This is a genomic window from Citrobacter sp. Igbk 17, assembly GCF_028069775.1.
Taxonomy (GTDB): Bacteria; Pseudomonadota; Gammaproteobacteria; order Enterobacterales; family Enterobacteriaceae; genus Citrobacter.
In genome coordinates, this window is sequence record NZ_JANEWI010000011.1 from 1 (window position 1) to 13,238 (window position 13,238).

General features: G+C 52.0%; 11 protein-coding genes, 1 rRNA gene and 1 riboswitch. Of the genes, 3 read left to right on the forward strand and 9 right to left on the reverse strand.

All coding sequences use genetic code 11. From position 1 onward, the window contains the following. From NNO08_RS08740 to btuB, 3 genes are all read right to left on the reverse strand, one after another. Positions 1-75: ribosomal RNA gene (locus tag NNO08_RS08740) — 16S ribosomal RNA — on the reverse strand; the annotation flags it as partial. Between the two features lie 378 nt (positions 76-453). Beyond that, positions 454-1,305: a glutamate racemase gene (gene murI, locus NNO08_RS08745; protein WP_137381510.1), complete on the reverse strand. Its 852-nt coding sequence runs from the start codon at positions 1,303-1,305 to the stop codon at positions 454-456. Then, on the reverse strand, positions 1,250-3,088 hold the full coding sequence (gene btuB / locus NNO08_RS08750; RefSeq protein ID WP_202037221.1) for a TonB-dependent vitamin B12 receptor BtuB: 1,839 nt from the start codon (positions 3,086-3,088) through the stop codon (positions 1,250-1,252). The genes murI and btuB overlap by 56 nt, the downstream gene beginning before the upstream one ends. A 64-nt stretch (positions 3,089-3,152) precedes the next feature. Then, positions 3,153-3,349: riboswitch (cobalamin riboswitch) on the reverse strand. Positions 3,350-3,464: 115 nt separating this feature from the next. Here btuB and trmA point away from each other — a divergent pair. Further along, the gene (gene trmA, locus NNO08_RS08755) at positions 3,465-4,565 is read left to right on the forward strand and encodes a tRNA (uridine(54)-C5)-methyltransferase TrmA (RefSeq protein WP_271456570.1); all 1,101 of its coding nucleotides are present in this window, start codon (positions 3,465-3,467) and stop codon (positions 4,563-4,565) included. A gap of 82 nt (positions 4,566-4,647) precedes the next feature. Here the strand turns inward: trmA and NNO08_RS08760 are convergent, their stop codons facing one another. Both NNO08_RS08760 and fabR read right to left on the reverse strand, forming a co-directional pair. After that, positions 4,648-5,007 carry a YijD family membrane protein gene (locus tag NNO08_RS08760; RefSeq protein ID WP_003825114.1) on the reverse strand — a complete coding sequence of 120 codons (360 nt, stop codon included), beginning with the start codon at positions 5,005-5,007 and terminating at the stop codon, positions 4,648-4,650. Between the two features lie 15 nt (positions 5,008-5,022). Then, on the reverse strand, positions 5,023-5,658 hold the full coding sequence (gene fabR / locus NNO08_RS08765) for an HTH-type transcriptional repressor FabR (RefSeq protein ID WP_003028862.1): 636 nt from the start codon (positions 5,656-5,658) through the stop codon (positions 5,023-5,025). A gap of 191 nt (positions 5,659-5,849) precedes the next feature. On the opposite strand from fabR, the gene sthA reads away from it, so the two are divergent. Then, entirely contained in the window at positions 5,850-7,250 is a 1,401-nt protein-coding gene (gene sthA / locus NNO08_RS08770) for a Si-specific NAD(P)(+) transhydrogenase (RefSeq protein ID WP_202037223.1), read from the forward strand. Here the strand turns inward: sthA and oxyR are convergent. The 4 genes from oxyR to argC form a co-directional block, all read right to left on the reverse strand. Beyond that, on the reverse strand, positions 7,233-8,150 hold the full coding sequence (oxyR, locus tag NNO08_RS08775; RefSeq protein WP_137381485.1) for a DNA-binding transcriptional regulator OxyR: 918 nt from the start codon (positions 8,148-8,150) through the stop codon (positions 7,233-7,235). The genes sthA and oxyR overlap by 18 nt on opposite strands. Positions 8,151-8,463: 313 nt before the next feature. Then, a complete protein-coding gene (gene argH, locus NNO08_RS08780; RefSeq protein ID WP_271456571.1) occupies positions 8,464-9,834 on the reverse strand; it encodes an argininosuccinate lyase in 1,371 nt (456 codons plus the stop codon). 108 nt (positions 9,835-9,942) lie between these two features. Further along, entirely contained in the window at positions 9,943-10,719 is a 777-nt protein-coding gene (argB, locus tag NNO08_RS08785) for an acetylglutamate kinase (RefSeq protein ID WP_137378532.1), read from the reverse strand. 7 nt (positions 10,720-10,726) lie between these two features. Further along, a complete protein-coding gene (argC, locus tag NNO08_RS08790) occupies positions 10,727-11,731 on the reverse strand; it encodes an N-acetyl-gamma-glutamyl-phosphate reductase (protein WP_271456572.1) in 1,005 nt (334 codons plus the stop codon). A gap of 155 nt (positions 11,732-11,886) precedes the next feature. On the opposite strand from argC, the gene argE reads away from it, so the two are divergent. Continuing rightward, positions 11,887-13,038, forward strand: a complete 1,152-nt coding sequence (gene argE / locus NNO08_RS08795; protein ID WP_271456573.1) for an acetylornithine deacetylase — start codon at positions 11,887-11,889, stop codon at positions 13,036-13,038. Positions 13,039-13,238: the final 200 nt, after the last annotated feature.

Genomic DNA, 13,238 nt, shown 5'->3' on the forward strand with positions numbered 1-13,238 from the left:
GTGCTACCGTTCGACTTGCATGTGTTAGGCCTGCCGCCAGCGTTCAATCTGAGCCATGATCAAACTCTTCAATTTAAGTTTGATGCTCGTGAATTAAACTTCGTAATGAATTACGTATGTTCACTCAAGAGACTTGGTATTCATTTTTCGTCTTGCGACGTTAAGAATCCGTATCTTCGAGTGCCCACACAGATTGTCTGATAAATTGTTAAAGAGCAGTTGCGACGCGCTTTAGCGCTCTGTCGCGAGGTCCCGTATATTACGTTTTCCTCATTCAGAGTCAAGCATTTATTTTTGCTTTTCTCTACGAGATCCTCAGTGGAACCCCGCTGACCCGGCGGCGTGTAATCCGTTGTTCCGTGTCAGTGGAGGCGCATTATAGGGAGTTATTTCAGGCTGACAAGGGGAAATTTAAAATAATTTTCCGAGTGCGTACTTTTTCACCAAAACAGACTAAATCGCCAGTTTTTCGAGCGTTTTGAAGCCATAGCGCTGCAACACTGGCAATAATTGTTCAGCCTCTGTTGTCATTGCCATGCAGAATGCCACATTCTCATCGGCTGATTTTGCATCTGGCGCTTCGTGTTCCAATAGCCAGGCCGTTCGACGCGCAATCGCTGCACCGGAATCCACCAGTCGCGTCCCTTCCGGGAGGACTTGCAATAACTCTTCCTGTAATAGAGGGAAATGGGTGCATCCAAGGACCACCGTATCAGGGGGTTCCGACATCCGCAGCCACGGTCGCAGAATACGACGCAGCTCTTCCAGCGAGACGGGTTCTCCGTGCAGCTTCGCTTCTGCCAGTTCCACCAGCTCAGCGGATCCCAACATCGCTATCTGACACTCGTTAGCAAAGCGCGCAATCAATTCGTGTGTGTACGAGCGTTTCACCGTCGCGCGCGTCGCCAGTAGCCCGACAATACCATTCGCCGTGAGCCGCGCCGCGGGTTTAATCGCAGGCACCACACCGACAACCGGAAAAGCGAACTTTTCACGTAATGCCGGGAGTGACACCGTGCTGGCGGTATTGCATGCGATAACCGCAAGTGCGAGGGGATAGCGTTGCTGAACTGCCGTCACAATCTCAACAACACGCTCAACGATAAACTCTTCGCTTTTCTCACCATAAGGAAAAGCGACGTTATCGAAAGCATATATATAGTGGAGATCCGGCAGGAGATTCCGGATCTCATTGTAGACCGACAACCCACCGACGCCGGAATCAAACACCAGCACGGTAGGACGTGAATCAGAAGGTGTAGCTGCCAGACAAGGTGTATTCCCGTCCTGCAGTTGGGTAGCCATAAACTGTCTCGTAATCTTTATCGAACAGGTTGGCGATTTTACCACGAACTGTCAGCTGTGAGGTGATCGGATATGACACTGCCAGATCCCACAAACTCACACCACCCAATTTTACCGGTTGATAAGTAACGTAGTCCGTATCGTATCGCGTCCCCAGATATTGATATGTCAGGCCCCAGTCAAAATCATAGACCTGCCAGTCGAGTTGGTATTTCACCTGCTGTTTAGAACGACGAGCCAGTGGCTCGTTGGTAATCGCATTACGCGAATCTACGTAGTCGTAGCTAAGCGTATGCGCCAACGGCCCGGTGTCGAAGTTTGCAGTCGCTTCGATACCTTTAATACGCGCTTTGCCTTCGTTGTAGTACTTCTGAGTGTGGGTGTTGTAGTCGATCATGTCATCGATATCGTTGCGATACCCTGACACGCGCCAGTTAACACCTGATGTTAACCCTTCAAACGCCCCTTCCCACTGCTTACTCTCTTCGGGGTCAAGGTTTGCATTGCCGTAATAGCCATGCAACTGCCCCAGATTTGGCGCTTTGTAAGATGTGCCATAGGAGGCAATGAAACGATAGCCTTCGATAAACTCCCATCCAGCACTGGTTTGCCATGTACCATGGCGACCAAACTCGGAGTTATCATCACTACGTGCCGCACCTTCGAAGGTGAAGTCACCAAGCTGCTGCAATCCCGTCAAATAGAGGCCAGTATTACGTTGGTCGTAACCGTCCGTAACATACCCAGTGCCAGGCTCCGTGGTTTGCTTTTGCCAGTCCACGCCTGCACCAATGTTACCGTGGCCAACAACTATGCTGTTTGACCACTGAACATTATATTGCTTCATATCATCCAGCGTGGCCGAGGAATCATAGCGGCCATAGTTCGGATCATAGTTGTAGTCTTTACTGTGGCTGTAGCTCGAAACCAGTTGTGACTGAATAAGCTCGCCATTAAAACGTAACCCAGCGTCCCAGCTCTGGCTATAAAGCTGTCGGGTATCAAGTAGTGCAGAGCCAGGAGAATAATACGAGTCATAATCTGTGCGGTTATCATAACCATAACCACGAACGAACCCGCTCCATGTCTCGGAGAAGTTGTGCTCCAGTGCGCCATACAGCGTCTTGCTTAAGAAACCGTCTTTATCCGGTTGAGCCTGTGCACCAGTGCTACCGTAGGCCACGACATCGAAGCCTTTGGTGTAGGCATAATCGCCCATCAACGTGACACGCGTATTTTCGCCAAGCTGTTGCTGGGTTGAGATATCGTAATTCTGATACCCATTGCTTCCCACGCCGGCGGTCAGTTCCGTCCCTGGTTTTTCGCGCGTAGTAATGATATTCACCACACCGCCAATCGCATCCGAACCATATATAGCGGAACGCGGCCCGCGGATATACTCAATACGTTGCACCAGCGATACCGGGAACTGGCTAAGATCGGCTGAGCCGCTAACTCCCGCTAAATTAAGACGCACACCATCTATCAACACCAGAACATGGCTGGCGTTAGTGCCGCGAATAAAAATAGACGAGTTTTGCCCCATACCGCCGCTTTGCGCGATATCAACACCAGGCAAACGACGTAGTACATCGTTTACCGAGGTAGATTGCCAGCGATCAATGTCCTGACGTGTAACGACGGTGATGGGTGCAAGTACTGCGCTTAGGGGCTGCTGAAAACGGTTGGCAGTGACGACGAGAGTATCTGGGCTAGCATCCTGCGCCCAACCAGAAGATGCCGCGACGGAAAGCGCCGTCAACAGCAACGATTTTTTAATCATTGTAAAGCATCCACAATATAAGAAGGATGCCGCAGGTCCACCGATAGTACGCGATAGTGAAAACCAGATGCGACGTTAGCCGGCAGGTCTTCGGGCTTGGAAGGTTATTCAGGATACCGAATAAAAAGAAATGAAGACTTCCCACCCACAGGCAGTGTCTGCTTTACGCTCTCATTTCACCTTTCCTTACCGCTGCGCGTCAGCTCCAGATTCACACTGGATTCCCTTTTAACTCACAGGACCGGAAAACGGATGCTACAGTTTGTTACAACCTACTGTCCAGACCGGATATCACAATATCGGAAATCATCAATAACTGGACATCTGATGAGCAATCCCTACAATCCCCGCGTACTTTTATTTTTCAGGACGCATCATGACCCCCGAACACCTTCCGACAGAACAGTACGACGCACAGTTAGCTGAAAAAGTGGTGCGTCTGCAGAGCTTAATGACGCCATTTTATGCACAGGCTCCGGAAGTGTTCCGCTCACCGGTTAGCCATTACCGTATGCGTGCCGAGTTCCGTCTGTGGCATGACGGGGATGACCTGTACCACATCATGTTCGACAGCCAAACGAAAAAACGTATTCGCGTCGACAGCTTTCCGGCGGCCAGCGAGCTTATCAATACGCTGATGGCGGCAATGATTGAAGGTGTACGCAACAACCACATCCTGCGTCACAAACTGTTCCAGATTGATTACCTCACCACCCTGAGCGGTCAGGCGGTGGTATCCATGCTGTACCATAAAAAACTGGATAATGAGTGGCGCCAGGAAGCCGAAGTGCTGCGGGATGCGCTGCGGGCGCAAAACCTGAATGTGCACCTGATCGGCCGGGCGACCAAAACTAAAATCGAGTTGGATCAGGATTATATCGACGAACGTTTACCGGTCGCGGGCAAAGAGATTATCTACCGCCAGGTTGAGAACAGTTTCACGCAACCGAATGCTGCAATGAACATTCAGATGCTGGAATGGGCGATTGATGTCACCAAAGATTCAAAGGGCGATCTGCTGGAGCTGTACTGCGGTAATGGCAACTTTTCATTAGCGCTGGCACAGAACTTCAACCGCGTACTGGCCACCGAAATCGCCAAGCCGTCCGTTGCTGCAGCCCAGTACAACATCGCCGCTAACCATATTGATAATGTACAAATTATCCGTATGGCAGCCGAAGAGTTTACGCAGGCAATGAACGGTGTTCGCGAATTCAACCGGTTGCAGGGGATTGATCTGAAGAGTTATCAGTGCGAGACCATTTTCGTTGACCCACCGCGCAGCGGTCTGGACAGCGAAACGGAAAAAATGGTGCAGGCGTATCCGCGTATTCTGTACATCTCCTGCAACCCGGAGACACTGTGTAAGAACCTGGAAACATTAAGCCAGACGCACAATGTTTCACGTCTGGCGCTGTTCGATCAGTTCCCGTATACGCACCATATGGAGTGCGGCGTACTGTTAACGAAGAAGTAAGACTGAACGGAGGCCGGATAAGCACTTCCGGTTCAGATTGCCGGATGGCGGCTTTGCCTTATCCGGCCTACAGCTATAACTGTTACTCCGCGATTTCCTGCTTACGGTTACGCACTTTAAAGCCGATCCAGAACACCAGAATCACCGACAGTACCGCCGGGAAGAAGTTAGAGCCAATATCCGGATATTCAGCACGTACAACGGTGCTGTACAGCAGAACACCGAGAATAAAACAGGCTGCAGCCAGGCCCGGTAACCCCACAGGCATGGTGCGATTCTGGTAACGTTGATGCAGACAGTAAACCGTCAACACCAGCGAAATAATCGGGAATACAGAGAATGGCACAATGGAGCTAAACAGCGCCGCGAATGTGCCATTGATCGATAAGCCAGCAACCAGCGCCAGCAGCAGCGTACCTTTATCTTGACCTGACTGTTTCATTGCTCGTCCTTCTCGTTACTCGGAGTGGTGCGTCATCTTCTCTTGTTCACGGCGGTACCAGTAAAATGCGCCTTTGGCGATCATGCGCAGTTGCAATACCAGCCGCTCTTCCAACTGCCGACGCTGTTCAGCGCCAACATCCAGTGCTTCTGCCCCGGCACTGAACACAATCGTTACCATGGCTTCGGCTTGCGCTTCAGTAAACGCGCGAGGCATATGGTTTTCGAGTTCAAGATAGTCCGCAAGTTCCGCAATGAAGTGCTGAATTTCACGCGCAACCGCTGCACGAAACGCTGCGGAGGTGCCCGAACGCTCGCGCAATAATAAACGGAAGGCGTTGGGATTGTTGCCGATGAACTCCATAAATGTTGAGACCGAGGTACGGATCACACTACCGCCTTTGGCGATACGCTGACGAGCCTGACGCATCAACTGGCGCAGCATCAGACCGCTCTCATCCACCATCGTCAGGCCGAGCTCATCCACATCGCGGAAATGGCGATAAAACGAGGTTGGCGCAATGCCCGCTTCACGAGCAACTTCTCGTAAACTTAGGCTGGCAAAACTACGCTCAGCGCTGAGTTGACTAAATGCGGCTTCTACCAGCGAACGCCGGGTTTTCTCTTTTTGTTGCGCTCTAACGCCCATCACGATGTCTGAATCCTTCCACATACCTTGCTGGCACTATACCAGAGATTAGGCGGTTGGCATGGCTTTGTGAATGATTGTTTACGCGCAGTTTGTGCTTCGACTTCGCAAAAAAGCACAACGATAATTGGGTTATCCCAACAACGATGTTACTATTCTGTTGCTTTTATGTATAAGAACAGGTAAGCCTGACCATGTCACATTCCTACGATTACGATGCAATAGTAATAGGTTCCGGTCCCGGCGGCGAAGGCGCTGCGATGGGTCTGGTTAAGCAAGGAGCGCGCGTCGCGGTTATTGAGCGCTATCATAACGTCGGCGGAGGCTGTACCCATTGGGGCACCATCCCGTCGAAAGCGCTCCGCCACGCAGTCAGCCGTATTATCGAATTCAATCAGAACCCACTTTACAGCGACCATTCCCGACTCCTTCGTTCTTCTTTCGCCGATATTCTCAACCATGCTGATAACGTAATTAATCAGCAAACGCGTATGCGGCAAGGTTTTTACGAGCGCAACCACTGTGAAATTCTGCAGGGAAATGCCCGTTTCGTCGACGAACATACCCTTGCTCTGGAATGTCACGACGGTACAGTGGAAACACTCACCGCAGATAAGTTTGTTATTGCCTGCGGCTCACGCCCTTATCACCCAACTGACGTCGATTTTTCGCACCCACGCGTTTACGACAGCGATTCTATCCTCAGCCTGCATCACGAACCTCGCCATGTTCTGATTTATGGCGCAGGTGTGATTGGCTGCGAATATGCGTCGATCTTCCGAGGGATGGACGTAAAAGTTGATTTAATCAACACCCGCGATCGTCTGCTGGCATTCCTCGATCAAGAGATGTCCGATTCACTCTCATACCACTTCTGGAACAGCGGCGTGGTCATTCGCCACAACGAAGAGTATGAGCGGATTGAAGGCTGTGATGACGGCGTCATCATGCACCTGAAATCCGGTAAAAAGCTGAAAGCAGACTGTCTGCTGTACGCCAATGGTCGCACCGGTAATACCGATTCGCTGGCACTGGAAAATATTGGTCTGAAAACGGACAGTCGCGGACAGCTAAAAGTGAATAGCATGTATCAGACCGCACTGCCGCATGTGTATGCCGTTGGCGATGTGATCGGTTACCCAAGCCTGGCATCTGCAGCCTACGATCAGGGACGTATCGCCGCTCAGGCACTGGTCAAAGGCGAAGCCACCGCACATCTGATCGAAGATATTCCCACCGGGATTTATACCATTCCTGAAATCAGCTCCGTCGGTAAAACCGAACAGCAGCTAACGGCAATGAAAGTCCCATACGAAGTCGGTCGCGCCCAGTTTAAACATCTGGCACGAGCGCAAATCGTCGGAATGAGTGTCGGTACGCTGAAGATTTTGTTCCATCGCGAGACCAAAGAGATTTTGGGGATCCATTGCTTTGGGGAACGCGCAGCCGAAATTATTCATATCGGTCAGGCGATCATGGAGCAAAAAGGTGGTGGTAACACCATCGAGTACTTCGTTAACACCACCTTTAACTACCCAACCATGGCAGAAGCCTATCGGGTAGCCGCGCTAAACGGCTTAAACCGCCTGTTTTAACGCTTTGTCGAAATGGCCATCCATTGCCCCACGGATGGCCTCTGCCAGCTGTTCATAACGGCTGCGTAACGGCGATCCCGGACGATAGACGAGACCAATAGTACGGCGCGGTTCTGGCTTAATGCACGGCAGATAGACCACACCATCACGCTTACGCTCTGGCGGAACGGCCAGTGCAGGCAGCAAAGTAATGCCACTCCCTGCCGCAACCATATTGCGCAGCGTTTCCAGACTGGTTGCCCGGAAATGGGTGTCTTCATCGGCACCGGCTTCAAAGCAGAAGCCCATCGCCTGATCGCGCAGACAGTGCCCATCTTCCAGCATCAGCAGTTTTTCACCGGCTAAATCTGACATCGGCACACAGTCGCGGTTTGCCCATGGGTGATCTTCATAGATCGCCAGCATCATAGGCTCATCAAACAGCGGCACTTCAATGAACGCCTCACTTTCCTTGACCAACGCCAGGATCACGCAGTCGAGCTTACCGCTATCCAGTTGCGCCAACAGTTGATGCGTCTGCGCTTCATGCAGATACATTTCCAGTTTCGGGAAGGTCTGGTGCAACATAGGGATAATATGCGGCAACAGGTATGGCCCCACCGTTGGGATCAAACCAATGTGCAGCGGGCCAGACATTGTCTCGCCTTGTTGGCTTGCCATTTCCTTGAGCACTTTGACCTCGCGCAGCACGGTACGCGCCTGATCCACCAGCAGTAAACCTGCCTGAGTGAACAGCACTTTACGACTCGTACGCTCCAGCAGCATAACGCCAAGCTCATCTTCCAGTTTGCGGATTTGCCCGCTAAGCGTTGGCTGGCTGACGTGGCAGGAATCCGCCGCTCGCCGGAAGTGACGATGCTCGGCTAGCGCCACCAGGTATTCAAGATCACGAATATTCATTATTCATCCTCCATCGCCACGATAGTTCATGGCGATAGGTAGCATAGCAACGAACGATTATCCCTATCAAGCTTTCTGTTTAATAATGCACCACAGAAACGGAACGGTACCCTTTAACCCTTGAAGCACCTGTCCGTTCTCATACTCGAAATAACTAAAGCCAACGTGAACTTTTGCGGACCTCTGGTCCGCATTTTTTTTGCATAAAAAAGCCCGGCTTAATGCCAGGCTCTGATAACTTTTTACCTGATGGCGCTACGCTTATCAGGCAGAACGGCGCACAGTGCCGGATGGCGGCTTCGCCTTATCCGGCCTACAGACGTGCCTTCGCATCGTCGATTGCCTGCGCAACCTGCTGCGGTGATACGCCACCTTTCGCTGCACGTTTGTCCAGACAGGATTGCAGGGAAAGTATCGGATAGACATCATCGCCAATGACGCTGCTGAACTTTTGCAAGTCGGCCAGCGACAATGCTTCCAGCGGTTTACCCTGACGAATCGCCTCAACCACCGTCTCACCTACGATATGGTGTGCTTCGCGGAACGGAACACCTTTGGCAACCAGATAATCCGCCAATTCAGTGGCGTTGGCATAACCCTGCTGCGCCGCTTCCTGACAACGAGGACGTTTCACCTGAATGCCGTCCAGCACCAGTGCGGCCATGTGTAAACAGTCCAGCCAGGTATCGAGTGCATCGAACAGGCCTTCTTTGTCTTCCTGCATATCTTTGTTATACGCCAGCGGCAGACCTTTCAGTGTCATCATCATACCGGTCAGCGCACCTTGTACACGGCCACATTTGCCACGGATCAGCTCTAATGCATCCGGGTTTTTCTTCTGTGGCATCAGGGATGAACCTGAGGTCACACGATCGGATAACTCCACAAAGCCTGCTTCGCCAGTGTTAAAGAAAATCAGATCTTCAGCAAAGCGCGACAGATGCACCATGCCGATAGAGGCATCAGAGAGCAACTCCAGGACATGGTCACGATCAGAAACGCTGTCCAGGCTGTTGCGGGTTGCCGAGGAAAAACCCAACCAGCCAGCCAGTTGCACACGATCGATTTCGTAGGCGGTACCCGCCAGTGCACCACAACCTAACGGGCTAACGTCCAGACGCTTAAGCGCATCCTGCAGACGGCTCTCATCACGCGCCAGCATTTCGACATATGCCAGACACCAGTGCGCAAACGTCACCGGCTGTGCACGCTGCAAGTGGGTGTAACCCGGCATAACCGCGTCCTGATTATTTTGCGCGGTGTCGACTAACGCGCTTTGCAACTGACGATTCGCAGACAACAGTTCCATGACCGTGTCTTTGCACCACAGTTTAAGGTCAGTTGCGACCTGGTCATTACGGCTACGCCCGGTGTGCAGTTTTTTACCTAACTGCCCGACTTTATCAATCAGCTTGCCTTCCACCCAGCTGTGAATATCTTCCGCATCACTTTGCAGGATCTGCTGCGGGTCCAGGCGTACCTCTTCCAGCAGATTATTCAGCGCGTCTTCCAGCTGTAGTTGTTCATCTGCAGTCAGTACGCCGACGGTTACCAGCGCTTTGGACCAGGCCACAGAGCCGACAATATCCTGCTCTGCCAGGCGGTAGTCAAAACGCAACGAGTCGTTGAACTGTTTGAACCGCTGATCTGCTGCCTGTGTAAAACGCCCACCCCAAAGTGCCATAACGAATTTCCTTAATATGATATTTTTGCCCGATGGCGCTGCGCTTACCGGGCCTACAAAACCCATGTCGGCCGGATAAGGCGAAGCCGCCATCCGGCACATTAATAGTTAAGCCAGAATACGCGTACCAATCGGCGTGCCGTTAAACAGCGCCGGGAGTTGCTCAGCATGACGCCAGGAAGCGATATCTACCGGGCGGCCCAGCGTACGCGCAGCATCCAGCGCCGCATTGACCTTCACGATCATGCCATCGGTAATAATGCCCTGCTCAATCAACTGTTCCGCTTTCGTCGCGGTCATTTCGGCAATACGCTGGCCTTTACCATCCAGAATACCGCTCACATCGGAGAGCAGGATCAGATCAGCCCCCAGCGTTGCCGCCAGCGCCGTCGCCGCCTGATCGGCATTGACATTCATCAACAGCCCATCCTCAGTAACGCCAATGGAACTCACTACCGGCAGAAAGCCCCCTTCCAGCAGCGTGTTAATCAGCTTAGGCGAACCCGGCTGCGCCAGTCCAACGTGACCTAACTCTTTATCGAGTGGCGTCACTTTTACACTGTCGCCATCGCCAAGATACAGACCCACAGAGGCAATTTGATGTTTTTTCGCCCAGGCCAGTAAGGTTTTATTCGCGGTCCCCGCCAGCGCCCCGGTGATGATGTCGATTTGATCGGCTGGCGTAACACGCAGGCCATTTTTCTTTTTCACCGGCAAATTAAGTTGTTTCATCAGCTCGTCGACGACACAGCCACCACCGTGCACAATGACCAGCGGACGCTGATGCGACTCGCGATAATTTACCAGCGCGGTAAACAGACGCTCCAGCGCCTCTTCGCTATCCAGTAACACGCCGCCCAGCTTGATAATTAATGGATTCATCATTGCACCCTTAAATAAGAGACTGCGTCTCAGCAAAGCCGAAACGGATATTTGCGCACTGCATGGCCTGTGCCGCCGCGCCCTTCAATAAGTTATCTTCAGTCGCTACCACAATCAGATGTTCGCCCTGCACAGCAAATCCGATATCACAGAACGGTAAGCCAACCACATTTTTCAGTGCCGGAACGCCTTTTTCATACAGGCGCACCAACGGTTTATCGCTGTATGCCTGTTGCAGCGTCTGCGCGACCTGAGCCTGAGTGACACCCGAATTCAGACGGCAGGTAATAGTTTCCAGGATCCCACGCGGGAAATTACCCAGATGTGGAGTGAAGATCACCTCCGTACCCAGGTGAGTAGCGATTTCCGGCTGATGGCGATGAGTAAACACGCCATACGGTTGCAGGCTCACTTCACAAAAGCTGTTCGAAATAGCGGCCTTACGGCCCGCACCGCTCACCCCACTGGTGGCGTTAATCACCGGCCACTGAGTAAGGTCCAGTAGCCCGGCATCAATAAGTGGTTTCAGCGACAATTGTGCCGCCGTCGGGTAACAACCCGGAACAGCAATCAAATTCGCGTCTTTCAGTCTGTCTACGCTCCACTCAGCCAGACCGTATACCGCCTGTTCCAGCAGTTCAGGATGCTGATGGGTAAAGCCATAGTATTGCTCATAGAATGCGCCGTCGTTTACGCGAAACGCACCCGAGAGGTCAAACACCACACAACCGGCACGCAGAAACTGCGGAGCCAGATCATGACTGACCTCATGAGCCGTCGCGAGGAACACAACGTCCACCCCTGCGCTAAACTCGCTGATATCGGACATTGGCTGTAACGGCAAATCGACAATGCCTTTTAGCTGCGGATGTAAATCGGAGATTAATTTTCCTGCATCATTGCTTTGCGCTGAGACGGTCAAAGCGGTTATGGTCATATCAGGATGGCGATTTACATAGGTCACAAGCTCTGCGCCAGCGTAGCCACTCGCGCCCACAATCAGCGTATTCAACATCGGAGCTGTTCACCTTCTTAGATTCGGTTGCCAGGTATAAGCCTTTATCACCTCACCTTACACTTGGTGGGTTTTATTACGCTCAATGTTATTGTATTTTTATTCATAAATACTGCATGAATATTGATACTATCATGACCCGAGGTGTGTCAACAATGAAAAACAATTTACCGCCATTTATCGAGATTTACCGCGCTCTGATTGCCACACCGTCGATTAGCGCAACCGAAGAAGCGCTCGATCAAAGCAATGCAGGTTTAATCACTCTGCTGGCGGACTGGTTCAGAGATTTAGGTTTCAATGTTGAGGTTCAGCCTGTTCCTGGTACGCGCAATAAATTCAACATGCTGGCGAGTGTCGGGCACGGTGCCGGCGGTCTGTTGTTGGCAGGCCATACCGATACCGTACCTTTTGACGATGGGCGTTGGACGCGCGATCCCTTCACCCTCACCGAGCACGACAATAAGCTCTACGGTCTGGGCACCGCGGATATGAAAGGCTTTTTCGCCTTTATTCTCGATGCACTGCGCGGTGTGGATGTCACGAAACTGAAAAAGCCGCTCTACATTCTGGCCACCGCTGATGAAGAGACCAGCATGGCCGGCGCTCGTTACTTTTCTGAAACGACTTCGCTCCGCCCGGACTGCGCAATCATTGGTGAACCGACATCTCTGCAGCCCGTTCGCGCGCACAAAGGTCATATCTCTAACGCCATTCGAATTTTGGGTCAGTCGGGTCACTCAAGCGATCCGGCACGCGGCGTGAATGCGATTGAACTGATGCATGATGCTATCGGCCATATCATGAAGCTGCGCGATGGCCTGAAAGAACGCTATCACCATGACGCTTTTACCGTGCCGTACCCCACGTTAAATCTGGGCCATATTCATGGCGGCGATGCAGCTAACCGTATCTGCGCCTGCTGCGAACTGCATATGGATATTCGTCCACTACCCGGTATGACGCTTAACGATCTGAATGGGCTACTTAACGATGCGCTGGCCCCGGTCAGTGAGCGTTGGCCGGGTCGCCTGACGGTATCGGAACTGCATCCGCCCATTCCTGGCTATGAGTGTCCGCCGGACCATCAACTGGTCGAGGTGGTTGAGAAACTGCTGGGCGCACAGACTGAAGTGGTGAACTACTGCACCGAAGCGCCATTTATCCAGACGCTGTGTCCGACGCTGGTATTGGGTCCCGGTTCTATTAATCAGGCACATCAGCCGGATGAATATCTGGAAACACGCTTTATTAAGCCAACCCGCGAATTAATCACCCAGGTTGTGCACCATTTCTGCTGGCACTAATGAAACTTGCCCGGTGGCGCTACGCTTACCGGGCCTACCCCGTCTAGTAGGCCGGATAAGCGCAGCGCCATCCGGCATCTCTATGTCACATGTTCATAAGCTTTTCTTATTTGGCACGATGTGAATTAACTTTAATAAATTGCCGCGATTTATTGGTTTGCTGAAGCGATTTCGCAGCAATTGACGTCACGAGTTTTACG

What these genes read in the sequence shown, in the direction of transcription:
- murI (WP_137381510.1), bottom strand. Translation starts at nt 1,305, where the DNA reads ATGGCTACCCAACTGCAGGACGGGAATACACCTTGTCTGGCAGCTACA.
- btuB (WP_202037221.1), bottom strand. Translation starts at nt 3,088, where the DNA reads ATGATTAAAAAATCGTTGCTGTTGACGGCGCTTTCCGTCGCGGCATCT.
- trmA (WP_271456570.1), top strand. Translation starts at nt 3,465, where the DNA reads ATGACCCCCGAACACCTTCCGACAGAACAGTACGACGCACAGTTAGCT.
- NNO08_RS08760 (WP_003825114.1), bottom strand. Translation starts at nt 5,007, where the DNA reads ATGAAACAGTCAGGTCAAGATAAAGGTACGCTGCTGCTGGCGCTGGTT.
- sthA (WP_202037223.1), top strand. Translation starts at nt 5,850, where the DNA reads ATGTCACATTCCTACGATTACGATGCAATAGTAATAGGTTCCGGTCCC.
- oxyR (WP_137381485.1), bottom strand. Translation starts at nt 8,150, where the DNA reads ATGAATATTCGTGATCTTGAATACCTGGTGGCGCTAGCCGAGCATCGT.
- argH (WP_271456571.1), bottom strand. Translation starts at nt 9,834, where the DNA reads ATGGCACTTTGGGGTGGGCGTTTTACACAGGCAGCAGATCAGCGGTTC.
- argB (WP_137378532.1), bottom strand. Translation starts at nt 10,719, where the DNA reads ATGATGAATCCATTAATTATCAAGCTGGGCGGCGTGTTACTGGATAGC.
- argC (WP_271456572.1), bottom strand. Translation starts at nt 11,731, where the DNA reads ATGTTGAATACGCTGATTGTGGGCGCGAGTGGCTACGCTGGCGCAGAG.
- argE (WP_271456573.1), top strand. Translation starts at nt 11,887, where the DNA reads ATGAAAAACAATTTACCGCCATTTATCGAGATTTACCGCGCTCTGATT.